A 24162-nucleotide genomic window follows, 5' to 3' on the forward strand; every position below is an offset into this window, starting at 1 on the left:
TCTTCACAATCAATTCAACACCGTGCTGCGCGAGGCACGCGCACCGGTCAAAATCCACATCAACACCACCACCAGCGCCGCAGCGCCACCGGTGTGCAACACAGCAGCCACCAAGGGCCAATCGAAGACGACGTTCGACAAGCCCGTGAGCAGTTGCAGCAACAAGCAAGCAAGCAACACATGCGCGGCGGTCTTCAGGGCCAACACTCGGCGCAAAGACAAGGCCAAGCCCGTCAGATAAACCAACACCACATAGGCAGCCAAACGATGCACATAGTGAATGGCCGTGAGCGACTCAAACACCAACGGCTGACCCGATGCGTCAAGACCTAAGTGTCGCCACAAGGTAAAGCCCTGCTCAAAATTCATCAGTGGCCACCAACTGTTTTGACAGAGTGGAAATGTGTTGCATGCCAGCACAGCGTAGTTAGTGCTGACCCAACCGCCCAACAAAACCTGCACCGTCAACAACAACAAACCCAGCAGCGTGGCACCAAATAGCGCAGGACGCAACAAAATGGACTGAGTACGCGCACTGTCCAAACGTTGGCGTTGCACCTGTAGGGTGAGCAAAGCGAGTAGCACCAAGCCGCCCATCAAGTGCAAGGTGACGATGAGCGGAAACAGTTTCATGGTGACAGTCAAAGCGCCAAACGCGCCTTGCACTCCCACCCAAACCAAAGTGAACGTGGGCCACAGAACGCCAGAGGTTTCATCGCCACGCCTGCGGCGCACCCATGCGAAGGCAGCCAAAGTCAAGATCAAACCACCCACGGCCATGGCCATGTACCGATGAATCATTTCAATCCAAGCTTTGGTGTGCGTCACAGGACCATCAGGCATTTGGCTCTGCTCTAGGGCAATCGCAGACTGAGCGCCGACCGGGCTGGCGTGGCCATAACAACCCGGCCAGTCGGGGCAGCCCAGACCTGAATCGGTCAAGCGCGTGAACGCACCAAACAACACCAAATCAAAGGTGATGAACAAAGTGATCAAAGTCAGCGCTTGCACGCGGCGTGCCGTGGACGCCTGCGGATTGCGCAGCCACACCCAACACAGCGGCACCATGGCGACCAAGGCGCCCATGATGAGCAAGTGCAACAAAGGCGTGAGGTTGTAGAGGCTCTCAGTCATAGCTCTGTCTGATTTAGCGTCCCGCCTCGTCCCACGAGGCGGCAGCGCGTAACAAGCGCTCAATGTCACGCTTGGTTTTCAAAGCTGCTTCAGGGCTGAGTTTCGCTGGAAAGCGCATCATCCATTGGCCGTGCGGGTCGACCAAATACAAATGGTCTTGCAAAGCTTGTCCTTGTGCGGGTTGCAGCCATTGCGCCAACGCCTCTTCGTTCACACGCAGCACCGTGGCTTCTTTCAGGCCTGGTGTGATGCTGCTGGGAATGTCTGCGTTGTCATGGATCAACCACACCCAATCGGTACGCGCACGGTCTTTACCAAGGCCCGCCAAAATTTGACGCTGCAAATACAGCTGCTGTTGGCAATCGGCTTGGCAATTGCCACCATTCACGCTGATCAAAAGCCATTGGCCTTTGAGCGATGGCAACTGCACACCATCGCCATTCAGTGCTCGCGCTGTCACATCAGGCAAGGCGCGTACGGGTTCAATCAAATCGCCAAAATTGCGACGCCCCTCGGGGCGCACCACGTAATACGTGAAATATGAAGCCACCACAGGTGCTGCACACACGAGCAACACCAAGATCATTCGTAAACGGCCCATGGCTGTGCGCTTGGCGTCGGTGTGCAAGGCATCGGCGGGTGAAGGCAAGTCATACACCGTCATGCCCAAGGGCTGCTGAGATTTAGAGCGAGGAACGTCTTGCATGTCGATAAGGTTGAATGAATTGGAACCAAATGTAGAGCATCAGCTGCAGTGCAGCGAGTGCAAACCATTGAAAGGCATAGGCTAAGTTTTTTTCAACACCCGCCGTGATCTCAGGCCACTCACGCAGCAGACCATCGGAAGCAGCGTCGGTTTGTAAAACCACAGCGGCGAGCGCACCACCGGTGTCAGAGGCATAAGTATCTAAATCCAGATTTTGCCGAATCTTAGATACCCCTGATGCTGTGCTTGTTGCTTGCGGCTCTTGACTCAATGCCATCAAGCGAGAAGGCGGCGGGGCTATACGGCCATTCACTTGCACCCAACCACCTGGTGTTTGAATCGCGGGCAGCAGCGTTCGGTCCAACTGATGACGTGGCACCCAGCCACGCTGCACCAGCACACGCGTCGAGGCATCCAGCTGCAAAGGGGTGAGGACCCAAAAACCAGCGCGACCGTTCATGGCCCGATTGTCCAAATAGAGGGTGTGCTCAGGCAGCCATTCACCTTGCAACACCACGCGTTGATGCAGCGATTTGAAGTACGAAGGCTGGCCCAACACAGCGGCCGTGTTCAGAATAGGCTCCGCCATTTGAGCCATGATGGCCGCATGGCGTTGCTCTTTTTCGGCAGCACGCGAGAGCTGCCAAAATCCCAATCGCGTCGTCAACACCACACCGACCAACATAGCCAGTGTCACCCAAGCAAAAGCACGGTGACGTGGAACAGAGATAATGGTGGCCATGAAATTCATTGTTGCACTCGCCTTCTTAGCCATCCTCGCCAGCTTGGGCTCCGCCTTGGTCTTCATGATGCGCAATGGGCGCAGCGGTGAGACCAAATCGGGTCAGATGGTGAAAGCCTTGGGGCTCAGGGTCGGTATTTCAATCGTCTTGTTTATTTGTGTGTTGATTGGCTGGCAGCTGGGTTACATACAACCCACCGGCATTGCTGCGGGCCAATAAATTTCAGCAAACAAAAACAAAGGCCGCGCATGCGGCCTTTGTCACGTCTGGGTGTTGTCTTACAGCCAGTACACCAAGATGTACAAGCCCAACCAGACCACGTCTACAAAGTGCCAGTACCAAGCGGCACCTTCAAAGCCGAAATGCTTGTCCGCTGTGAAGTGGCCTTTTTGCAAACGCAAGGTGATCACCAACAACATCAACATACCCAAGAACACGTGAAAACCGTGAAAACCTGTGAGCATGTAAAACGTCGAACCATACACACCCGAGGTGAGCTTGAGGTTCATGTCGCTGTAGGCATGGGCGTATTCATAGCCTTGCACAAACAAGAACACCACGCCCAACAACACCGTGAGCCACATGAACTTGATCGTGGTGTCGCGCTTGTTTTGAATCAACGCGTGGTGCGCGATCGTCAGCGTCACGCCCGATGTCAACAACAAGGCGGTGTTGATGGTGGGCAACCAGAACGGTGTCATCACTTGGAAGGGCTCAATGATTCCTGCAGGTGAAGCTGTCATGCCTGCCGCAGCTGTGGGCCACACGGCTTTGAAATCAGGCCATAGCAAGGCGTTGTCCAAGCTACCCAACATCGGCACAGAGTGCGAGCGAGCCCACCACAAGGCAGAAAAGAAAGCACCAAAGAACATCACTTCAGAGAAGATGAACCAGCTCATGCTCCAGCGGAATGACAAATCGATTTTGTGACCGTATTGACCGCCTTCGCTCTCGGAAATGGCATCGCCGAACCATTGGTACAACACACCCAGCCAAAATGCAAGGCCAAAGAACAGGCAGTACTTGCCCCACTCTGCCCCATTGATCCATTGGCCTGCGCCAAGGATCACAAAAAACAGTCCCAAAGCAGCCATCGCCGGATGGCGTGACTCACCAGGTACGTAGTAGTAAGGCGTTGAGCCGTGTGAGGTGCTACTCATATCCACTCCTTCATTATTTCGCAACGACCAGATTGACCAAAACGATCAAGCTGATGACAAACACAAAAACTGCAACCAAGCCCACACCCAGCACATGCAAGGGCGTGATCTTGTCGATATCTTCTTGGAACTCGCTACTTTTACGAATTCCCAAAAATGACCATGCCACCGCCTTGACCGAACGCATGAGCGAGGTTTTGTTACTCATACGCCCACCTTGACTTGGCGCGGCTCATCCAAAGCAGCGGTAGGCGCTGCTGGGGTTTTAGAGCCGACTTCAAAAAAGGTATACGACAAGGTAATGGTGGTCACATCTTTGGCTAACTTGGGGTCAATCACAAACACCACAGGCCACTGCTTTTTCTCGCCAGGTGCCAAGGTGTATTGGTTGAAACAGAAACATTCCAATTTATTGAAATGCGCTGCCGCTTGGCGTGGCGCATAACTCGGAATGGCTTGGGCAGACATGACGCGGTCTTGCACGTTTTCAAACTCGTACATGACCGTCATCATCTCGCCGGGGTGCACTTGCAAAGAGCTTTGCGCAGGCTTGAACTTCCAAGGGCCGCGTGCATTGGCATCGAACTCGACCGTGATGGTGCGGCTCGTGTCCACTTGCGTGTTTTTCGCTTTGGCACGTGCGTTGCCAGAGCCTGGAATTTCGCGCTCGCCCAAAGCCAAGATGTTGATGCCTGTGAACTCACAGATCGCTTTGTACATGGGCACCAAGGCATAACCAAATGCAAACATGCCAGCCGCCACGACGACGAGCTTTTTGAACATCAACAAGTTATGACGAGGTGAGGCCATGGCTTCAGCGGTTCAACAACATGACTTTGACAAAAAATCCGACAAAGAACACCACCGCCACAGAGGCCAAAATCAGGCCCAAGCGGAGGTTGTTTTTGCGTTGATCTTGCGTCATGTTCAACCAATCACGCGAGTTGCTGTGGCATCCAGCTTGGGTGGGGTCTCAAAGGTGTGGAAAGGTGCAGGTGAAGGCACTTCCCATTCCAAACCTTCAGCCGCTTCCCAAGGCTTGGCAGCCGCTTTCTCGCCGTGACCGCGCATCGCTGGCAACACCACAAACAAGAAGAAGTACACCTGCGCAAAACCGAAGAAGAACGCACCGATCGATGCCACTGCATTGAAGTCAGCAAACTGCATGGGGTAGTCAGCGTAGCGACGAGGCATGCCAGCCAGACCCAAGAAGTGCATCGGGAAGAACGTGACGTTGAACGAAATCAAGGTCCACCAGAAGTGAATCTGACCGCGCGTTTCGTTGTACATCACGCCGGTCCACTTGGGGCACCAGTAGTAGAAGCCAGCGAACATGGCAAACAACGAACCCGCCACCAGCACATAGTGGAAGTGAGCCACCACGTAGTAGGTGTCTTGCACCTGCGTATCAATCGGCGCCATCGACAGGATCAGGCCCGTGAAACCACCCATGGTGAACACAAAGATGAAGCCCACAGCAAACAACATGGGTGTTTCAAACGTCATGGAGCCGCGCCACATGGTGGCAATCCAGTTGAACACCTTCACGCCTGTGGGCACAGAGATCAACATCGTGGCGTACATGAAGAACAACTGGCCGGTCACAGGCATGCCTGTGGCATACATGTGGTGTGCCCAAACGATGAACGACAAAATCGCGATCGACGATGTGGCATACACCATGGAGGCATAACCAAACAATTTCTTGCGAGCAAATGCGGGCACGATGTGGCTGATGATGCCGAAGGCCGGCAAGATCATGATGTACACCTCTGGGTGACCGAAGAACCAGAAGATGTGCTGGTACATGATGGGGTCACCGCCGCCAGCGGGGTTGAAGAAGGTCGTGCCAAAGTGGCGGTCTGTCAGCGTCATGGTGATCGCGCCAGCCAACACGGGCATGACAGCGATCAACAAGTAAGCCGTGATCAACCAAGTCCAGACAAACATCGGCATCTTCATCAAGGTCATGCCTGGCGCGCGCATATTCAGCACGGTCACGATGATGTTGATGGAACCCATGATGGACGACGCACCCAACACGTGCATGGCAAAAATACCAGCGTCCATGGAGGGGCCCATTTGCAGGGTCAGCGGTGCATAAAGCGTCCAACCCGCAGCGGGTGCACCACCTGGCATAAAGAACGAGCCCGCCAACATGGCAGCCGCAGGAATCATCAACCAGAAGCTGAAGTTGTTCATGCGGGCAAAGGCCATGTCAGACGCGCCGATTTGCAACGGAATCATCCAGTTCGCAAAACCCACGAAGGCGGGCATGATGGCGCCGAACACCATGATGAGTCCATGCATGGTGGTGAGCTGGTTGAACAACTCGGGGTTGACCAACTGCAAGCCGGGCTGGAACAGCTCAGCGCGAATCAACAGCGCCAAGACGCCACCGATGATCAGCATGGTGAAAGCGAACAACAGGTACAAAGTACCAATGTCTTTGTGGTTGGTGGCGTACACCCAACGACGCCAGCCGTGAGGCGCGCCGTGGTGGTCATCGTGACCGTGGCCGTGAGAATCGAGTACTGCGCTCATGATGTGTTCCTTCTAAACGCTAGTTTTAACGGGCGGCCTTGACATCGGCAGGCTGAACCAGCTGGCCGGTCTTGTTGGACCAATTGTTTTTCGTGAAAGTAATCACAGCGGCAATGTCTGTGTCACTGAGTTGCTTCCAAGCAGGCATAGTCAAATTGTTTTGGCCGTTCAACAACACTTTGATCTGCTTATTCTTGTCAGCATCCAACACCACGGCAGCACCGTCGAGTGGTTTGATCGGGCCAGCGCCCTTGCCATTGGGTTGGTGGCAAGCGGCACAGTTAGCCGCATACACCTTCTCACCACGCTTAGACAAATCGGCCAAATTCCAAACCTTGGCAGGGTCGTCCATCTTGGCGGCCATCTTCTTTTGCTCTGTAGCAACCCAGGCACTGTAGTCAGCGGCACTGAGCACCTTCACATGAATCGGCATGTAGGCGTGCTCTTTGCCACACAACTCTTGGCACTGGCCGTAGTAGTCGCCCACAGCTTCTGCACGGAACCATGTATCACGCACAAAGCCGGGAATCGCATCTTGCTTGACGCCGAGGGACGGCACAGCAAACGCGTGAATCACGTCATTGGCGGTGGTGATGATGCGCACCTTTTTGTTGACGGGCACCACCAGTGGGTTATCCACTTTCAACAGGTAGTTGTCGATGTCCACGCCCTTGGCGCCGTTGTTTGACATTTCGCGCTGCTCGTTGTCGAGCGTCGAAATGAAAGCAATGCCCTCGCCTTGGCCTTTGATGTAGTCGTAGCCCCATTTCCACTGGTAACCCGTGGCTTTGATGGTGAGGTCAGCATTGGATGTGTCCTTTTGAGCCACCACCGCTTTGGTGGCAGGTAAGGCCATCAAGATCACGATGATGAAAGGAATGACGGTCCATGCAATTTCGACCTTGACCGATTCGTGAAAGCTGGCCGACTTGTGCCCCACCGATTTGCGGTGCTTCCAGATGGAATAGAACATCACACCGAACACCGCCACAAAAATGACGGTACAGATGATGAGCATGAACCAATGTAACCAGCCTTGCTCAATGGCAATTTTGGTCGCGCCAGGTTGGAGGTTCAGTTGTCGAACGCCAGGGCCACCTGGCAAATCGTTCACTGCCCAAGCCGCTGTGCTCGCCCATGCGGCGAGAAACAACACACCTGAAGTCAACTTTTGTAAAAGATTGTTCTTCATCACTTTGATTGCCTCAATGTTTTTTATCTTTAGGACTACAAACGCCGCCAAACATTGAGTTAACTCAAGCTGTCTTGGTGGGATTTGCGCTACAAGCTTCCACTCAAAATCATACAGAGCGAGCACTAGGGGATTGCCCTAGTAGGGTTCGCATGTCTTGCAACGACACCGAACTGTGCTGCTCTACTTTCAGGCGTGGCAATGGCTTCAAAGCATGGCCATAAATAACTTCAACCGTCAATGTCAAACGCCCATCTTGCTGTGGTTTAGCCAACAATAACAGCGCATTCTCAAACCGCGCCAACCACTGTTTGCCACGCAGACCAGCAAAGCGATCACGGTGTAAGTTGCGGCCCAGCAAGCGAAAGTCTGCAATCAAGCTCTGCGTCGATGCATAGGTCAACGTGATGCGCTCCATGTCCATCACGGGCTCTGCAAATCCAGCTTGCACCAGCATGTCACCCCAGTCATGCATGTCGGTGAAACTGTGGCATGCAGGCGGCCAACCTTGATTTTGGTACACCTCAGCCAGCTCGCGCAGCGTGTCCGGTCCGAGACACGAGAACATCAAAAAGCCATCCACAGCTAACAGTTGGTGCCATTTCCGCAACAAAGTTTGCGGATCTTCGCTCGTGTGCAACGCCATATTGGCCCACAACATATCGGCGCTGCCTGGCTCTGATGCACCAAATGTCAAAGCATCCTGCTTCAACCAGCGCCGCCACCAAGGCGCTTGCAGTGTCTGGCGCGCCAACTGTTCACGTTCAACACTGGTTTCCAACACTTGGCAATGCGCCTGCGGGTAACGTGCACTTAGCTTGGCGTGCGTTTGCAGGCCGCCACTCACAGGTGCCCAATCCACCCAAAATTTGGGTTGTAAGCGAATCCACTGCAAACGGTCTTCCATGCGTCGGCCAATTTCCTCGTTCAGCCAAGGCGAAGCCGCATGTGGCCATGCGGCCCAACGGGCACTGGCCACAGGGTCAAGTGAGGGAGGTGTATCAGGCGAAGACGGTGCAGACATGGTCCCTATTATCGACACCGTGTCCTTCGCAAACATTGCGCTGTGCTTCAACCCAAACCAGCGCAATGTCTTTCCAATGCGGGGCATGTTGAAGCTTCCAAGTGTTTGTCATATCTGCCATCGCTGGCCCAGCCAGCCTTTATGCGCGCCCTGTGTCGAGCGCTTTGCCCAGCCCACGCTGCGCTGCCCCACCTGCGCCCTCACCCTCACACACGCAAGCTGCCGCAACTGCGCCCAGCACCCAAGCCCGCTAGACGCCTGCGTGGCCGCCGTGAGCTACACCTTTCCATGGGCAGGCTGCATTGCACGCTTTAAGTTTCAAGCCGACCCCAGCCTCGCCTACGCCTTGGCCCACCTCATGCGTCACGCCCCATGGGTTGAGCCCGCGTTAGATGAGGCCACCCTCGTGGTGCCTATGCCCCTCTCCCACTCCCGCCTGCGCGAACGCGGCTTTAACCAAGCCCTCGAACTGGCTCGCCACTTGGCCCCACACAAAACCAACGCCCACACCTTACTGCGCCGTGGCGACAGTGCTCATCAAGTTGGGGCCCCACGTCACGAACGGCTAGAGCATGTGCGGGATGCGTTTTGGGTATCGCCCGACCGTGTGTCTGCCGTGCGCAGTCAGCGTGTGGTGCTGGTAGACGATGTGATGACCACGGGAGCATCCATGTACGAGGCGGCGCGAGTGTTGAAGGCTGCGGGTGCGGTTCACATCACTGGGCTGGTCCTCGCACGCACAGAAGAACGCGAAGCGCATCACTAATGCTCTCCAATCAGCCTAGCAGCACCTCGCGCATGCAAGACAATAAGCGCATGTTCCACATCGTCCTCGTCCACCCCGAAATCCCGCCCAACACCGGCAACGTCATCCGCTTGGCAGCCAACACCGGTTGCACATTGCATTTGATTGAGCCTTTGGGCTTCTCGATGGAAGACAAGCACATGCGCCGCGCGGGCTTGGACTACCACGAGTACGCGCCCGTGCTGCGCCACGCCGACTGGTCCACGTTTTTGAACGACGCCAAACCCGACCCCGCCCGCATGTTTGCGATGACCACCAAAGGCTCCAGCACCGCGCACAACACCGCTTTTCAGCCTGGCGATTGGTTTGTATTTGGGTCTGAGACCAGCGGCTTGCCTGTGGACATACGCGAAAGCTTTCCACTCAGCCAGCGCCTGCGCCTGCCCATGCGTGCCGACCAGCGCAGCTTGAACCTGTCAAACTCGGTAGCCGTCATCACCTACGAAGCTTGGCGACAAAACGGGTTTGTGGGCAAGGCTTAAGCGTCAAGCCTTATGGCGTTCTGCAAAGCACCATATAGCCTTAGGTTTTAAGCCCTCGCCTACACTAGAGGGCTTGATTTATATAGATTTATTCCTGTCATGAGTGCATTCCTAGACGAAGAAGTTTTGTCCGTCCACCACTGGACCGACCGCCTGTTCAGCTTCACCACCACACGCGACACATCGCTGCGTTTTTCCAACGGCCACTTCACCATGATTGGCTTGCGCGGCGAAAACGGCAAACCCTTGTTGCGCGCCTACAGCATCGTCAGCGCCAACTACGAAGAACACTTGGAATTCCTGAGCATCAAGGTGCAAGACGGTCCCCTCACCTCCAAGCTGCAACACATCAAAGTGGGCGACAAAATTGTGGTCGGCAAAAAGCCCACCGGCACTTTGTTAATCGACTATTTGCTGCCCGCCAAAAACCTGTACCTCATCGGCACAGGCACGGGCTTGGCCCCATTCCTCAGCATCGTGCGTGACCCTGATACGTATGAGCGTTTTGAGAAAGTCATCTTGGTCCACGGCGTGCGTGAAGTCAAAGAACTGGCCTACCACGACTACTTGACCCAAGAGCTGCCCAAGCACGAGTTCTTGGGCGAGATGGTCAGCAACCAAATGCTGTACTACCCCACCGTCACCCGCGAGCCTTATAAAAACCAAGGTCGCGTGACCGACTTGCTCACGTCCAACAAACTGACACAAGACTTGGGCTTGCCCAACCTTGACCCAGCCAACGACCGCATCATGATTTGCGGCAGCCCGGGCCTGAACAAAGACATGCGCAGCTTGCTCGAAGAGCGTGGCTTCAAAGAAGGCTCCACCACCACCCCTGGCGACTTTGTGGTGGAACGTGCGTTCGTTGAACAGTAATCTCATCCATCATGTTTGAACCTAGCCAAGCCGACGTCCGGCGCTTCTTCTGCTCCGTCTACGCCAAGTGGCGTGAGGGGCAGCCCATGGATGCGCTGGAAACCTTGGCCAGCCAATGGGTGGCCGAGCACCCCGAGTACCACGCCGACTTTTCAGACGTAGATGCCGCACTCGAGCGCATGTACGAGGTGAAAGACGGCAAGACCAATCCCTTCTTGCATTTGTCCATGCACTTGTCGGTGAGCGAGCAATGCTCGATCGACCAACCGCGCGGCATTCGCCAAGCGGTGGAGTTGCTCACCGCCAAACGTGACTCACTGCACGATGCACACCATGAAACCATGGATGCACTGGGCCAAATGATTTGGGAAAGCCAACGCAGCGGCCGCCCACCCGATGGCCATGCCTACATTGACGCGGTGCAACGCCGAGCCACCAAAGACTGAAGCAAAGGCGCATTAAGATCTCCCAAAATACAAACAGGAGACAAACCATGCGCCACTTCTCAATTAAGTCCAACTCTCGCCGCACCTTGTGTGCCGGCATCGCCATCGCAGCGCTCAGTGCCATTGGCCTGCCCGCCGCACACGCACAAACCTACCCCAACAAACCCATCAAGTTTGTCGTGCCTTTCAGTGCAGGCAGCGCCACCGACAACGTGGGCCGTATCTTGGCGCAAGCCATGGGCGAGGCGATGGGCCAAACCATCACAGTAGAAAACAAAGCAGGTGCCAACGGCATCTTGGGTGCTGAAATGGTCAAAGGCGCGCCAGCCGACGGCTACACCTTCTTGGTCACCACCAGCACCACACAAGCCGCGAACGTGCACCTGTACCGCAAGCTGCCGTACGACCCCGTGAAAGACTTCACGCCCATCGGCAAGATTGGTGAGACCGGCTTTATCTTGATGGTCAACACCGACTTCCCCGCCAAAGACATGAAAGAGTTTGTGAGCTACGCCAAGGCCAACCCAGGCAAGCTCGCGTTTGGCCATGGTTCATCGGGCTCACTTGTGTCGGCCGCCATGCTCACCGAATTGGCAGGCCTTCAAACCGTCAACGTGCCCTACAAAAGCATTCCACCTGCATTGACCGATTTGCTCGGTGGCCAAATTCAATTCGCGTTCGCCGACACCGGGAATGCTGTGTCGCAAATGAACGGTGGCCGCATGCGTGGCCTAGGTGTGACCACCAAAAAACGCGCAGGCAAAGCGCCCAACGTGCCGCCCATTGGCGACACCGTGAAAGACTACAACGTGAGCGCGTGGTTCGGTCTCATGGCCCCAGCTGGCATGCCCGCTGATGTACAAAAGAAAGCCACAGCCACTTTGATGGCAGTGCTGGCCAAGCCCGAAGTGCGCGAAAAAATTCAAGGCGTGGGCATTGACCTCGACGTGGAAGACTCCGCCACACTCGCCAAAACCATCGACGCCGAAATCAAAAAATGGGGCGGTTGGGTCAAGACCGCTGGCATCACACCTGAATAAGCCATGAACCTGACTGACAACGCAAGCCTGCAAGGCGCACTCGCAGGTTTGCGCGTGATTGATTTGACGGGCGTGGTGCTAGGCCCCTACGCCACGCAAATCTTGGGCGACTACGGAGCTGACGTCATCAAGATCGAGCCGCCCAGCGGCGACATCATGCGCCACGCTGGCCCCATGAAGCACCCGGGCATGGGCCACATCTTCATCAACGCCAACCGCAACAAACGCTCGGTCGTGCTGGACTTAAAAAAGCCCGAACAACGCGAGCAGCTGCTGGCCTTGTGCAAAACCGCCGATGTACTGACCTACAACATTCGCCCTGCCGCCATGGCGCGCTTAGGTTTGTCGTATGACACATTGCGCACCGTCAACCCACGCTTGGTGGTGTGTGGCGCGTACGGATACAGCGAAGGTGGCCCCTACTCAGACTGGCCCGCGTATGACGACCTGATTCAAGGCGCCGTGGGTATGCCATGGTTGATGACGCAAAGCGGCAGCCACGAACCCCGCTACGCGCCCACCACCTTTGCCGACCGCGTGACGGGGCTCAACATGGTGCACGCGGTGATGGCCGCCATCATTGCGCGCTACCGCACAGGTATGGGCCAGCATGTGGAAGTGCCGATGTTTGAATGCTTGTTGCAGTTTGTGCTGGGCGATCACTTGTGTGGCGAAACATGGAAGCCGTCGCTGGGCGGCATGGGCTATGCACGTTTGCTTGCTGTCAATCGCAAACCCTACGCCACTCAAGACGGCCACATCTGCGCCCTCATGTACAACGACACACATTGGCGTGATTTTTTGAAACTGGTGGGCCAGCCTGATTTGTTTCAAACCGACGCACGCTTTGCCACGCATGCAGATCGACTCAAGAACATCGATGCGCTGTATGGTGTGGTTGGCGAACACATGCGCACGCGCACCAGTGCCGAGTGGATGAAAGACTTCACCGCGCATGACATCCCCGTCATGCCCATGATGAAACTCGACGATTTGCTGACCGACCCACACTTGGCCGCCACGCAAGGCTGGCTAGATGTGCCGCATCCGTTTGAAGGTATGTTGCGTCAACTGCGTCCACCCGTGCGCATGAGCGGCACACCGACAGGCGTGTGGCGCCCCGCACCGCGTTTGGGTGAACATACCGACGAAGTGCTGAGCAGCCTCAAAACTTGAAGCTAAGGTCTGTGCTACAACTGCCAAGACACTGCCGTCGCAAATGGAAAAGCACATGCACACCCCCTCTCAACCACTCGGTGCCCAAACCGTTTCAGCAGCAGATTTGCGACTGACCATCCAACCCACAGAGCTGGGCTTTAGCGACACCTCCGAATTGGTGTCACACGCCCTGCCGTGGATTGGCCAAGAGCGCGCCGAGACCGCCGCGCGCTTTGGCTTGGAAATGACGCAAGCCAACTACAACTTGTTTGTGTTGGGTGAAGTCGGCAGCGGTCGCTCAACCTTGCTTCGACAAATGATGCACAGCGTCGCGGCCACCCGAGCTGTACCACCTGACCTGTGCTACTTGCACAACTTCGACACACCAGAGCATCCGCACGCGGTGCACATTCCCGCAGGCGAAGGCCGCAAGCTGCGCGTGCACATGGCTCAGCTCACCAAAACACTGCTCGCTGAAATTCCCAAACGCTTGACCGCCCAAGACTTCAAAGTGGAGAGCGAGCACATCGAGAAAACCTACAAACAAGAAGAAGACCGCGCCTACGCCGTACTGGATGCGTTTGCTGAAGCGCGCAGTTTTTCGCTGTTTCGCGAAGGCGGGCATTTGGTGTTCACCCTGCGCGATGAAAAAGGCGTGCCATTGACAGAAGCCGAAGCACTGGCTTTGCCAAAAGAGCGACGCACCGCCATCGACCAAGCCGAGGTGGAGCTGCGCGCCGAGATTGCCAACTTCCTCGACAAAACACGCCCGATTGACCGTGTCAAAAACGAAGGCTTGGCCGCCTTGCGTCGCCAAACCATCAAGCCCATGTTGGAGCAAGAGTTAGCGCACATCCAACAAGCCTTGTCCAAACCCAGCCAAGACAACGCCAAGCTCGCGCATTACTTTCAAAAAGTCATGGCGGATGTGCTGGAACACATCGAACTGTTTGAGCCCCGCGACGATGACGAAGAAGAAACACGCCTCGAAGCCCTCAACACCTTGCTGCTGCGCTACCGCGTGAACGTGGCCGTGGACAACCACGACACACACGGCGCGCCCGTGTTGGTCGAAGACAACCCCGTGTTTCGCACCTTGTTTGGCAGCGTGGAATACCAAACCGAAGACGATGTGTTGATGACCGACTTCTCGCGCATCCGCGCGGGCAGCTTGCTCAAGGCACACGGTGGATTTTTGATGCTGCATGTGCGCGACTTACTGACCGATGCTTTGGTGTGGGAAAAGCTCTCACGCTTTTTGCGCAGTGGTCGTTTGCAGATTGAAGAATCAGGCTTGCACCTCTCGCCCATTGCCTCGGTGGCACTCGAACCCGAGGCCGTGCACATCGACGTGAAGATTGTGCTGATTGGCACCGTCGAGGAGTACTACGTGTTGCAAGAAGGCGCGCCTGAGTTCTTCCGTCGCTTCATGTGCAAAGTGGAATTTTCCGAAAGCTTTACAGCCAATGCAGGCACGCACCGCGCCTCCGCCATCTTTGTGGCACACAGTTGCCAGCGCCTAGGTTTGCCACATTTCAACGCCGATGCAGTGGCCCGCTTGATCGAATGCACGCACCGCGAGGTGGATGACCAGACGCGTCAAAGCGCGTTGTTCTCGCACACCGAATCACTCATCATTGAAAGCGCCAGTCACGCTCGCCAACGCAGCGCAGACAAGGTGCAAGCTGCCGATGTGGATGCCGCTATCGCGGCACGCAATTTCAGAAACGGCTACATCGAGCAGCGTTTGCAAGAATCCATCACCGATGGCGAACGGCTGATTTCTTTGCAAGGCGAACAAATAGGCCAACTCAATGGCCTCACCGTCATCGAGCTGGGCGACCATGCCTTTGGCTTTCCTGTGCGTGTCACGGCACGCACTTATGCGGGCAACGAGGGATTGGTCAACATCGAACGCGAAGTGAAGTTGTCAGGCCCGATTCACGACAAGGGTGTGCTCATCTTGCACAGCTATTTGTCAGCGCTGTTTTCGCACATCGCACCTTTGGCCTTCAACGCCTCAGTGGTGTTTGAGCAAGAGTACAGCGGCGTCGAGGGAGACTCTGCGTCGTGTGCCGAGCTGTATGCCCTGCTGTCTTCTCTGTCAGGCTTGCCAATCAAACAAAATATTGCGGTCACGGGTGCGGTCAATCAAAACGGCGAAATTTTGCCCGTGGGTGGCGTGAACGAAAAAATCGAAGGCTTCTTTCGCACCTGCAAAGCCCAAGGCTTGGACGGCACACAAGGCGCCTTGATTCCCAGTCGCAACCGTCATCATTTGATGCTCAGCCAAGACGTGGTGGATGCTGTCGCACAAGGACAATTTCACATTTACACCGCAGAGCATGCCAGCGAAGGGGCTGAGCTCTTGATGGGCACCGTCTTTGGCAAAGAGCTCAAAGGAGGCAGCTATGAAGCGCAAAGCATCTTGGCCTTGGCCGATAAAACGCTACAAGCCTACCGACGTGCCTGCCACAAAGAGCCCGCACAAAGCGTGCGGCACATGAGCCACAAATTTCAAAAGCAACTCGACGGCAAATAAAAAAAGCCCCACTGCGTGGGGCTTCCGCTCAGGCAAACCGTTGCTTTAACGGAACTTGCTCTGAGGCACCGTTTTAAGATCGCCTTGCTGAGAAGCAACGTAGTTGGCCAGCTCTTTCAGTTCGGCGTTGCTGAATTGTTTGGCCACGCCACCCATCACCCCATTGCTTCGGCCCCAAGTTGCAGTGCCCTCTACCTTGTAAGACTTCAAAGCCACAAACAAGTAGTCTGGATGTTGACCTGCAATTTTTGGATAGCTGGGGTCGATGGGTTTGGCAAAGTTTTCACCATGGCATGAAGCACATGCACCTTTGGTAAGCAAAGCGGCCACTTTGGCGTTGGGCTCAGTCGCCTTGGCTGGCAACTCTGCACCAGCAACCTTGCCATGGTTGGCGTAGTAGGCAGAAATATCGGCCATGTCTTGGTCACTCAAACTGTCGGCAATGCCGCGCATGGTGGGGTGTTTGCGCTCGCCTTTTTTATAGGCGTTCAGCACCGTGGTGATGTACTTTTCGCTTTGGCCTGAAATTTTGGGTACTTTGTAAACTTCAGGAAAACTGGCTTGATAGCCTGTGATGCCGTGGCAACCGATACACATCGCGATTTTCTTTTCACCTGCGTTAGCATCGCCTTTGACGTCTTGGGCCAATGAGAGCGACGACACAGCAGATACAGTCAGAGCAAACGCGAACGAGACAAACTTTTTCATATGCAAACCACAATCCCTAGAGGTTGATGTAACCCAAATAATAGACGGAACGACCCATGAAATTCAAAGGCACTGACACCTACGTTGCAACCCAAGACCTGATGCTCGCGGTCAACGCGGCCATCGCACTCAAGCGACCCTTGCTGGTCAAGGGCGAACCAGGCACAGGCAAGACTATGCTTGCAGAAGAGGTGGCCCAATCCCTGGGTTTACCCCTGTTGCAATGGCACATCAAATCCACGACCAAGGCCCAACAAGGACTGTATGAATACGATGCCGTGAGCCGTTTGCGCGACAGCCAGATGGCTGATACCGAGAGCGCAGAACGCGTCAAAGACATCAACAACTACATCCTCAAAGGCGTGTTGTGGCAAGCGTTCACCTCCGAGCAACCCGTGGCCTTGTTGATCGACGAGATCGACAAAGCCGACATCGAGTTCCCCAACGATTTGTTGCGCGAGCTCGACCGCATGGAGTTTTATTGCTACGAAACACGCCAGCTCATCAAAGCGAAAACTCGCCCCTTGGTGTTCATCACCTCGAACAACGAGAAAGAGCTGCCAGATGCGTTTTTGCGCCGCTGCTTCTTTCACTACATCAAGTTCCCAGACGCTGACACCATGCGCCACATCGTGCAGGTGCACTTCCCCACCATCAAGCAAGACTTGTTGAGCGTGGCGATGAAGACCTTCTTTGACATTCGCAACTTGCCCGGATTGAAGAAAAAACCATCGACCAGTGAGTTGATTGACTGGCTCAAGTTGCTGGTGGCCGAAGACATCCCGATTGAAGCCATGCAAACCGCAGACGACAAAGTATCCATTCCACCACTCGTGGGCGCGCTGCTGAAAAACGAGCAAGATACCACGCTGTTTGAAAAGCTGGTGTTCATGCAAAGCCGTAACCGTTAAGAAGAGATCACCATGTTTGCATCCCTCATCGAAGGCCTGACCGACGCCATTGGTTTCGTCGTAGGCGCATTGCTCGGCTATGGCTTAGGCGTGGCATTTGGCTTGAATTTGTTTGCCGAAGGCTATGGCACGGGCAGCATCATTGCGATCTTGCTGGTCGGCATTGGTGGCGGCATGGGCTTGCAAGCAGCACGCCACTTTCGTGCTCCCAAGTCAGACGCCGAATAAACCCACGCCATGCTGATCGACTTCTTCTACACCCTACGCGCGGCCAAGCTGCCGGTTTCGGTGAAGGAGTACCTCACGCTGCTGGAGGCGCTGCAAAAGCAAGTGGTGGGGCCTGGTAGCGATGCCTGCAGCATGGATGACTTTTATGTGTTGAGCCGCCTCATCTTGGTCAAAGATGAAAAGCATTACGACAAGTTTGACCGCGCGTTCGGTGCGTACTTCAAAGGCGTGGAGCTGCTGACCGACTTCACCAAAGAAGTACCGTTGGATTGGTTAGAAAAAATCCTTCAAAAAGAACTCACCCCTGAACAAAAAGCCGCCATCGAAAAAATGGGCTGGGACGAGTTGATGGAAACTTTGAAAAAACGTCTCGAAGAACAAAAAGAACGCCACGAAGGTGGCAACAAATGGATTGGCACAGGTGGCACATCGCCTTTTGGCAATGGTGGCTACAACCCACAAGGCATTCGCATTGGCGGTAAAGGCGGTAACCGCAGCGCCGTGAAAGTATGGGACCAACGCGCCTACCGCGACTACGACGACACCCAAGAGCTGGGCACACGCAACATCAAAGTGGCCTTGCGTCGCTTGCGTCGCTTTGCACGCGAAGGCTCGGCCGAAGAGCTGGACCTTGACGGCACGATTCATAAGACCGCAGCCAATGCAGGCTTTTTAGACATCTTGATGCGCCCCGAGCGCCACAACAATGTGAAGGTGTTGTTGCTCATGGATGTGGGCGGCACCATGGACGATCACATCGCCCGCGTCGAAGAATTGTTCAGCGCAGCCAAAGCTGAGTTCAAGCACTTGGAGTTTTATTACTTCCACAACTGCGTGTACGACTTCATGTGGCGCAACAACAAACGTCGCTACGCTGAGAAGTTTGAAACCTGGGACATCATTCGCAAATACAACAAAGACTACAAGCTCATCTTCATTGGCGACGCCACCATGAGCCCGTACGAAATTGTGCAACCCGGTGGCAGCGTGGAATACAACAACGAAGAAGCAGGTGCCGAGTGGTTGCAACGCCTGCTTCACGCCTTCCCCAAATTTGCGTGGATCAATCCCGAACCTCAAGGCGTGTGGCAATACCGGCAAAGCATTGCCATGATTCAACAAATCGTCAGCAACCGCATGTATCCGCTCACGCTCAAAGGCTTGGAAGAAGCCATGCGAATGCTGAGCAAGTAGCACCCTAAAATACACGCGGATTGCCACCGTAGTTCAATGGATAGAACTCTCCCCTCCTAAGGGAGTGATACAGGTTCGATTCCTGTCGGGGGCACCAAGTTCCAATTTGTAACTAAACAGAATTCATTTTGTAGCCTGTGTCTCTATATGGTGCACGATCAGGGAATTTCCTAGGCATCGTTTGCAAAAAAGCAATCGCGACAACCTCGAAAACACTGAGCAAAACTGGCACAATGCACCCGTTTTAATAAGGAAATGACATGAACAAAACTGAATTGATCGAAGCAGTGGCAGCACACACCGAATTGACAAAGGCCGACGCTGGCCGCGCTGTCAATGCCATTCTCGAAGTGATCACACACGCTGTGGCCAAAAAAGACGACGTGCAATTGATCGGCTTCGGCACGTTCAAAGCTGCCGCTCGCGCTGCACGCACTGGCAAAAACCCACGCACTGGCGAAGCTTTGAAAATCGCAGCTGCTGTGGTGCCTCGCTTCACTGCTGGCGCAGCGTTCAAAGCTGCTGTGAACACCAAGAAGAAGTAATTCTTCGCGTTCACGCACAAAAGCGGCATCGGGCAACCGAGCCGCTTTTTTCTTTTTCCAAATGAATCAAAAGACAAACATGTTCACACACGTTTTTTTAGGTGCTCAAGACCTCGAAGCCTCACGTAAGTTTTATGACGCAGCCCTCGGCGCGCTGGGCCACGCGCCAGGCGCAGGTGCAGGCAGCCGTTACGTGTACCGCACACCCACGGGCACCTTTGGCATCACCACCCCCATCAACGGCGAGCCAGCCAGCTTTGGCAATGGCAGCACGTTTGGTTTTGCGGCCAAGTCACCCGCCGAAGTAGACGCATTTCATGCCGCAGGCGTGGCCAATGGCGGCGTGACCTGCGAAGACCCACCAGGCCTGCGCACCAACCCCGCGTTTAGCTACTACATCGCTTACTTGCGTGACCCATCGGGCAACAAGATTTGCGCGATGTGCCGTAGCTAAATCAATCGCATCAAGCCTGACGCATCTCCCGCAGCTCTGCGTTGGCATGGCGCAATCGGTCGGCAATGGCCAAGGCCACCGCACGCATGACGCTGATGCTCATCACCGGATCGCCTGCCGCCACGGTGGCAAAGGCTTTGCGGTCGATGGCAATCAGCTCGGTCTCGCGCGTGGCATACACATCGGCCGAGTGGGCGCGGCCATCTAAGAACGACATCTCACCAAAGAACTGACCACGACTGAAGGTGGTCAAGTGAATGGTTTTGCCATTGGCCAATGGCAAGCTCACCTTCACCTCGCCTCGGCTGATCAGCATCAGCTCATGGCCCGTTGAGTCTGCGCCAAAGATCAACTCACCCGCCTCAAACACATGGTGTTGGGCACAACGCTCCAGCGCGGCAATTTCGTCATCGTTTAAGCCATGGAAGAGTTCAAACTTGCCCAAGGGGATGCCCTCTTTAGACACATGGGCGTGACCGGCCAGCGCCAAGGTTTCGTCTTCAATCCATTCCAGCGCTTCGTCAAACTCATCAAAAATCTTGGCCGTACTGTCAGACAACAAACCGATGTGGTCCACATACGAACGCAAGTCGCGCCCACTGGGCAAACGCTCGGGCACACGGGTCAGCACCAAACGCGCATGACGCTCAGACAGCATGTTGCGAATGCGCTCAATCATGTGGCCTGCGGTCATGTCCATGGACTGCACGCGCATGAAGTCGAGCACCACAAACTTGGCCTTACTCAGCTCCGGCTCGATCGCGGTGTAGAGCTGATCGGTGGTGCCAAAGAACAAGCTGCCTTGCAATTCAAAAATCACCGTGTGGCTGCCCGTCTCGGCCAACACGTCACGCTCACGCTGGCCACGTACACGTGACGAGTACATGGTGTTGCCAAACGATTTGCGGCGAATTGTGGTGGTATGAATTTGCTCACGCAAGAACAGCATGATGGCCATGGCCACGCCCACGCCTGAAGCGGCAATCAAACTCACGGTGTTGGCCACGATGACCACAATCAAGATGACCGCGAAGTCGAGCATGGTGTCTTTGGCTTTGAGCAGTTGCAGCGAATGCCAGTCGATCATCTTGAAACCGATGACGATCAGCAGCGCAGCCAAAGCCGCCACAGGCACCCACGCAATGAGCGAGGTCAATAACAAGATGGCTAACAGCGACCACACGCCTTGGAACACACCAGACAAATAAGTGGTGCCACCACTGGCCTTGTTCACCAAAGTCGCGCCCATGGTGCCAGCACCGGGTGCGCCGCCAATAAGGGACGAGGCCAAGTTGCCCAAACCTTGGCCAATGAGTTCTTTGTTGGAATCGTGGCGTGAGCCAGTCATGGCATCGAGTACCACGCAGGTTTTGAGTGTGTCGATGGACAGCAACACGGCCAGCGTGATGGCAGGAAATGCAATCTGTGTCCAATGTGGGAAACCAGATTCGCTCAAGCTACGGAAGGGGTCGAGCAAGGACTCAAAGAAGCCTTCGCCCCCCACCGCCAATGGGCCAATGATGAACGGGTTGTCATGCAAGTTGCGCAACTCAGGCCATGCGCTGAACGCCAACAACCAATACGAAGCCATGCCACCCAACAAACCCACGATCACGGCCGGTACTTTGGTGGAGATGCGTGGTGCCAACAACATCAACGCGGCTGTGGCCGCACCCACGATCAAGCTCGGCGTTTGCCACAGCTCCATCGCGTGCAAACCCTGCCACCAGTTCATGCCTTTGGGCAGGGCCATCCACTTGGGCAACTGGCTCATGATGATGATCAGGCCCACACCGCTGAGGTAACCGCTCACCACAGGAAACGGCATGTACTTGATGAGCTCACCGATGCGCAGCAAGCCAAACGAAATTTGTACCAAGCTGCTGACGAAAGCCACCAAGAACAAAGTGAGCACCACCGCACCCACACCGCTACCCTGCTGCGTCATTTGAATGGTCAGTGCAGAAAGCACTGCAGCTGCTGGTGCACAAGGTGCCGAGATGAGCCGTTGCGTACCACCAAAGGTGGCGGCAATCAAGCCCAGTGCGGTCACACCCAGCATGCCTGCCAACGCCCCCTTGGCACCAAACTCGGCACCCAGCGGCGAGAAGATGGTCACACCAAACGCAATGGCCGATGGCAGCGCCACCAACATGGCAGCAAAGCCGCCCCAAATATCGCCAGATAAATTGGCGCGCGATAGTTTCAATTGAGCGGTAGTCATTCCTCAAGGTTATCACCATCCATCAAGCACTTTTCAGTCGCACAGAAGACTGCTTGCGGGTAATCACGCAAGTCAGTTGTCACAACACAGGCACCATATGCATCACGCCTTTAGGCGCGCAACCCCCTCACTTGAAAGACACGATAGATGGAACGGTTCAAACAAATCACCTATGAAGAGTTGGCACCTGAGGTGCGCCCACTGGCCGACGATATTTTGAAAGTTTCAAGCGCCGCTTTAGGCGGCCCCTACAACGCCTTGCTGCGCAGCCCTGACATGGCGCGTCGTTGTTTTGATTTCTTAGATTACCTGCGCTTTAGAACATCGGTCAGCAAACGCCTCAATGAATTTGCCATCCTGATTCAAGCCCGCATTGCCAACGCGCAATACGAGTGGTGGGCGCATGACCCCATCGCGCAACGTGCAGGTCTGTCCACACACATCATTGAACAGCTGCGCCAATGCAAACGCCCAGAAGGCATGCAAGAAGACGAAGCCTTGGTGTATGACTTTTGCATCCAGCTCACCCTCAACCACCGCGTGCCCGATGCGCTGTGGCAAAAGGCCGTCGCTGAAATGGGTGAGCAAGCCGTGGTCGATCTCACCGTGCTCTCTGGCACCTATGTGATGGTGTCGATGTTGCTCAACGCCACACAAGTGGGCATCCCCAACGGAGGTACTGAGCCCTTAGAGGTGTTCTCACCGCTCGACATTCGCCAGCGGTTGTTGGCTTAAATTGGTTTTATCCATCAGGAGATTTCTATGATTTCACGCCGTCACATCGCGGTTGCTGCCAGCATTCTTTTGACATCCTTCGCCACCTTCGCACAAAACAACACCGTGCGTTTGGTGGTGCCTTTTTCCACCGGCGGCCCCACTGACATTGCCGCACGCGTGATTGCACCCTTGTTGTCAGATGCCATGGGCAAGACGGTCATCGTGGACAACCGTGTAGGAGCGACCGGGGCAATTGGCGCAGAGTTTGTGGCGCGTGCACCGGCTGACGGCAACACGATTTTGTTTGGCACGAGCAGCATCATGGCGGCCAACCCCGCGCTCATGCAAAAACTCTCGTATGACCCCGTGCGTGACTTCGCAGCGGTCAGCACAGTGGCCACGATTGAAAACATTTTGGTGGTCCACCCATCGGTGCCAGCCAACAACGTGCAAGAGTTGGTGCGCTATGCCAAAGACAATCCGGGCAAGTTGTTCTACGGCTCATCCGGCATTGGCAGTACCTACCACTTGGGTTCTGAAATGTTTGCCAACATGACCAAGACACAACTGGGTCATGCACCCTACAAAGGACAAGGCCCCGCCGCACAAGACTTGTTAGCTGGCCACATTCAAATCATGTTTGATGCCTTCAATTCGGCTGTGCCCAACATCAAGTCGGGTCGGGTCAAAGCATTGGGCATCGCCAGCGCCAAACGTCACCCCGAGTTACCCGACCTGCCCACCATCAGCGAGCAAGGCGTGCCAGGCTATGCCACCACGATTTGGCTGGCCTTCTTCTTACCAGCTAAAACACCCACAGCCATCGTCGACAAAATGAACCAAGACCTGCGCAGCATCATGCAGCGCCCCGATGTCAAAGAACGCTTCAACAAGCTAGGCATGCAAGCCACTAGCTCGAGCACTGGTGAACTGGATGCATTGCTGAAGCAAGAACTGACGCAATGGACCAAAGTGGTGAAAGACGGCAACATCAAACCTGAGTGATTGCAAAAGACGCGTTGACCTACATCAAGCACGAATAGACGATACGAGTGTCTAATGCATCATCACTTAGGAGAAACATATGACAGCAAACGTTGGCGGCATTGACCGCATTCTGCGCATCGTCGCGGGCTTGGTCCTCATCGCATTGGCCGCCACGGGTGTGGTGGGTGCTTGGGGTTATTTGGGCGTCATCGTGTTGGCCACGGGTGTGTTCCGCTTTTGCGGCGCGTACACCTTGCTAGGGCTGAACACTTGCCCCATGAAGCCTGCACAAGAAGAGCCAGCCAAGTAAAAGGCTATCGCTTCACACCAGCCTCAGCGCCT

28 protein-coding genes and 1 tRNA gene are annotated in these 24162 nt (G+C 55.2%); 17 read left to right on the forward strand and 12 right to left on the reverse strand.

The features are described from left to right. Positions 1-9: 9 nt before the first annotated feature. The 3 genes from LINBF2_RS09630 to LINBF2_RS09640 are packed head-to-tail and all read right to left on the reverse strand — an operon-like array spanning position 10 to position 2582. Positions 10-1134: a COX15/CtaA family protein gene (locus LINBF2_RS09630; protein WP_104801802.1), complete on the reverse strand. Its 1125-nt coding sequence runs from the start codon at positions 1132-1134 to the stop codon at positions 10-12. A gap of 13 nt (positions 1135-1147) precedes the next feature. After that, entirely contained in the window at positions 1148-1840 is a 693-nt protein-coding gene (locus LINBF2_RS09635; RefSeq protein ID WP_236658044.1) for a hypothetical protein, read from the reverse strand. Next, on the reverse strand, positions 1818-2582 hold the full coding sequence (locus LINBF2_RS09640) for an SURF1 family protein (RefSeq protein ID WP_281888456.1): 765 nt from the start codon (positions 2580-2582) through the stop codon (positions 1818-1820). Before LINBF2_RS09640 ends, LINBF2_RS09635 begins: the two co-directional genes overlap by 23 nt. On the opposite strand from LINBF2_RS09640, the gene LINBF2_RS09645 reads away from it, so the two are divergent. Continuing rightward, on the forward strand, positions 2581-2802 hold the full coding sequence (locus tag LINBF2_RS09645; protein WP_104801804.1) for a twin transmembrane helix small protein: 222 nt from the start codon (positions 2581-2583) through the stop codon (positions 2800-2802). The two genes, LINBF2_RS09640 and LINBF2_RS09645, sit on opposite strands and share 2 nt — an antisense overlap. A gap of 59 nt (positions 2803-2861) precedes the next feature. Here the strand turns inward: LINBF2_RS09645 and LINBF2_RS09650 are convergent, their stop codons facing one another. The 7 genes from LINBF2_RS09650 to LINBF2_RS09680 all read right to left on the reverse strand — a co-directional run bounded on the left by LINBF2_RS09650 (position 2862) and on the right by LINBF2_RS09680 (position 8503). Then, positions 2862-3743, reverse strand: a complete 882-nt coding sequence (locus LINBF2_RS09650; protein ID WP_104801805.1) for a cytochrome c oxidase subunit 3 — start codon at positions 3741-3743, stop codon at positions 2862-2864. 13 nt (positions 3744-3756) lie between these two features. After that, positions 3757-3951: a DUF2970 domain-containing protein gene (locus LINBF2_RS09655; protein WP_104801806.1), complete on the reverse strand. Its 195-nt coding sequence runs from the start codon at positions 3949-3951 to the stop codon at positions 3757-3759. Further along, positions 3948-4553, reverse strand: a complete 606-nt coding sequence (locus LINBF2_RS09660) for a cytochrome c oxidase assembly protein (protein ID WP_104801807.1) — start codon at positions 4551-4553, stop codon at positions 3948-3950. The genes LINBF2_RS09655 and LINBF2_RS09660 overlap by 4 nt, the downstream gene beginning before the upstream one ends. Positions 4554-4557: 4 nt before the next feature. Beyond that, positions 4558-4668 (reverse strand): cytochrome oxidase small assembly protein, encoded by a 111-nt coding sequence (locus tag LINBF2_RS09665; RefSeq protein WP_281888463.1) that lies wholly within the window; start codon positions 4666-4668, stop codon positions 4558-4560. A gap of 2 nt (positions 4669-4670) precedes the next feature. Next, entirely contained in the window at positions 4671-6287 is a 1617-nt protein-coding gene (ctaD, locus tag LINBF2_RS09670) for a cytochrome c oxidase subunit I (protein WP_104801808.1), read from the reverse strand. A 25-nt stretch (positions 6288-6312) separates the two neighbouring features. Next, complete coding sequence (gene coxB, locus LINBF2_RS09675; RefSeq protein ID WP_281888466.1) at positions 6313-7479, reverse strand: cytochrome c oxidase subunit II; 1167 nt, start codon at positions 7477-7479, stop codon at positions 6313-6315. 109 nt (positions 7480-7588) lie between these two features. Continuing rightward, on the reverse strand, positions 7589-8503 hold the full coding sequence (locus tag LINBF2_RS09680) for a class I SAM-dependent methyltransferase (RefSeq protein WP_281888468.1): 915 nt from the start codon (positions 8501-8503) through the stop codon (positions 7589-7591). A gap of 85 nt (positions 8504-8588) precedes the next feature. Between LINBF2_RS09680 and LINBF2_RS09685 the strand changes: the two genes are divergently transcribed. The 7 genes from LINBF2_RS09685 (at position 8589) to LINBF2_RS09715 (ending at position 15852) form a co-directional block, all read left to right on the forward strand. Then, complete coding sequence (locus LINBF2_RS09685; protein WP_281888470.1) at positions 8589-9269, forward strand: ComF family protein; 681 nt, start codon at positions 8589-8591, stop codon at positions 9267-9269. A 50-nt stretch (positions 9270-9319) separates the two neighbouring features. Next, positions 9320-9790, forward strand: coding sequence for a tRNA (uridine(34)/cytosine(34)/5-carboxymethylaminomethyluridine(34)-2'-O)-methyltransferase TrmL (trmL, locus tag LINBF2_RS09690; protein WP_281888472.1), 471 nt, complete (start codon positions 9320-9322; stop codon positions 9788-9790). Positions 9791-9889: 99 nt separating this feature from the next. Next, complete coding sequence (locus tag LINBF2_RS09695) at positions 9890-10666, forward strand: ferredoxin--NADP reductase (RefSeq protein WP_281888474.1); 777 nt, start codon at positions 9890-9892, stop codon at positions 10664-10666. An 11-nt stretch (positions 10667-10677) separates the two neighbouring features. After that, the gene (locus LINBF2_RS09700; protein ID WP_281888476.1) at positions 10678-11112 is read left to right on the forward strand and encodes a DUF1841 family protein; all 435 of its coding nucleotides are present in this window, start codon (positions 10678-10680) and stop codon (positions 11110-11112) included. A gap of 47 nt (positions 11113-11159) precedes the next feature. Beyond that, positions 11160-12152: a tripartite tricarboxylate transporter substrate binding protein gene (locus tag LINBF2_RS09705; RefSeq protein ID WP_281888478.1), complete on the forward strand. Its 993-nt coding sequence runs from the start codon at positions 11160-11162 to the stop codon at positions 12150-12152. 3 nt (positions 12153-12155) lie between these two features. Continuing rightward, entirely contained in the window at positions 12156-13328 is a 1173-nt protein-coding gene (locus LINBF2_RS09710; RefSeq protein WP_281888479.1) for a CoA transferase, read from the forward strand. Between the two features lie 55 nt (positions 13329-13383). After that, entirely contained in the window at positions 13384-15852 is a 2469-nt protein-coding gene (locus LINBF2_RS09715; protein ID WP_281888481.1) for an ATP-binding protein, read from the forward strand. A 45-nt stretch (positions 15853-15897) separates the two neighbouring features. Here the strand turns inward: LINBF2_RS09715 and LINBF2_RS09720 are convergent, their stop codons facing one another. Beyond that, positions 15898-16560: a c-type cytochrome gene (locus LINBF2_RS09720; protein WP_281888483.1), complete on the reverse strand. Its 663-nt coding sequence runs from the start codon at positions 16558-16560 to the stop codon at positions 15898-15900. 56 nt (positions 16561-16616) lie between these two features. On the opposite strand from LINBF2_RS09720, the gene LINBF2_RS09725 reads away from it, so the two are divergent. The 6 genes from LINBF2_RS09725 (at position 16617) to LINBF2_RS09750 (ending at position 19892) form a co-directional block, all read left to right on the forward strand. Continuing rightward, entirely contained in the window at positions 16617-17471 is an 855-nt protein-coding gene (locus tag LINBF2_RS09725; protein WP_281888485.1) for a MoxR family ATPase, read from the forward strand. A 12-nt stretch (positions 17472-17483) separates the two neighbouring features. Further along, positions 17484-17699 (forward strand): hypothetical protein, encoded by a 216-nt coding sequence (locus LINBF2_RS09730; RefSeq protein ID WP_281888487.1) that lies wholly within the window; start codon positions 17484-17486, stop codon positions 17697-17699. 9 nt (positions 17700-17708) lie between these two features. After that, a complete protein-coding gene (locus tag LINBF2_RS09735; RefSeq protein ID WP_104801818.1) occupies positions 17709-18893 on the forward strand; it encodes a VWA domain-containing protein in 1185 nt (394 codons plus the stop codon). Positions 18894-18915: 22 nt separating this feature from the next. After that, a tRNA-Arg gene (locus LINBF2_RS09740) sits at positions 18916-18990 on the forward strand. A gap of 163 nt (positions 18991-19153) precedes the next feature. Beyond that, a complete protein-coding gene (locus tag LINBF2_RS09745) occupies positions 19154-19438 on the forward strand; it encodes an HU family DNA-binding protein (RefSeq protein WP_104801425.1) in 285 nt (94 codons plus the stop codon). 79 nt (positions 19439-19517) lie between these two features. Next, positions 19518-19892, forward strand: coding sequence for a VOC family protein (locus tag LINBF2_RS09750; RefSeq protein WP_281888491.1), 375 nt, complete (start codon positions 19518-19520; stop codon positions 19890-19892). A gap of 10 nt (positions 19893-19902) precedes the next feature. Here LINBF2_RS09750 and LINBF2_RS09755 read toward each other — a convergent pair whose 3' ends face one another. Further along, positions 19903-22116 (reverse strand): SulP family inorganic anion transporter, encoded by a 2214-nt coding sequence (locus tag LINBF2_RS09755; RefSeq protein ID WP_281888493.1) that lies wholly within the window; start codon positions 22114-22116, stop codon positions 19903-19905. A gap of 147 nt (positions 22117-22263) precedes the next feature. On the opposite strand from LINBF2_RS09755, the gene LINBF2_RS09760 reads away from it, so the two are divergent. The 3 genes from LINBF2_RS09760 to LINBF2_RS09770 all read left to right on the forward strand — a co-directional run bounded on the left by LINBF2_RS09760 (position 22264) and on the right by LINBF2_RS09770 (position 24130). Beyond that, positions 22264-22851, forward strand: coding sequence for a carboxymuconolactone decarboxylase family protein (locus LINBF2_RS09760; RefSeq protein WP_281888495.1), 588 nt, complete (start codon positions 22264-22266; stop codon positions 22849-22851). A 27-nt stretch (positions 22852-22878) separates the two neighbouring features. Then, positions 22879-23838 carry a tripartite tricarboxylate transporter substrate binding protein gene (locus LINBF2_RS09765; RefSeq protein WP_281888497.1) on the forward strand — a complete coding sequence of 320 codons (960 nt, stop codon included), beginning with the start codon at positions 22879-22881 and terminating at the stop codon, positions 23836-23838. A 79-nt stretch (positions 23839-23917) separates the two neighbouring features. Continuing rightward, positions 23918-24130 (forward strand): DUF2892 domain-containing protein, encoded by a 213-nt coding sequence (locus LINBF2_RS09770; RefSeq protein WP_104801421.1) that lies wholly within the window; start codon positions 23918-23920, stop codon positions 24128-24130. Positions 24131-24162 lie beyond the last annotated feature (32 nt).

The sequence above is a fragment of the Limnohabitans sp. TEGF004 genome, from assembly GCF_027924965.1.
In the GTDB taxonomy this organism is placed as follows: Bacteria; Pseudomonadota; Gammaproteobacteria; order Burkholderiales; family Burkholderiaceae_C; genus Limnohabitans.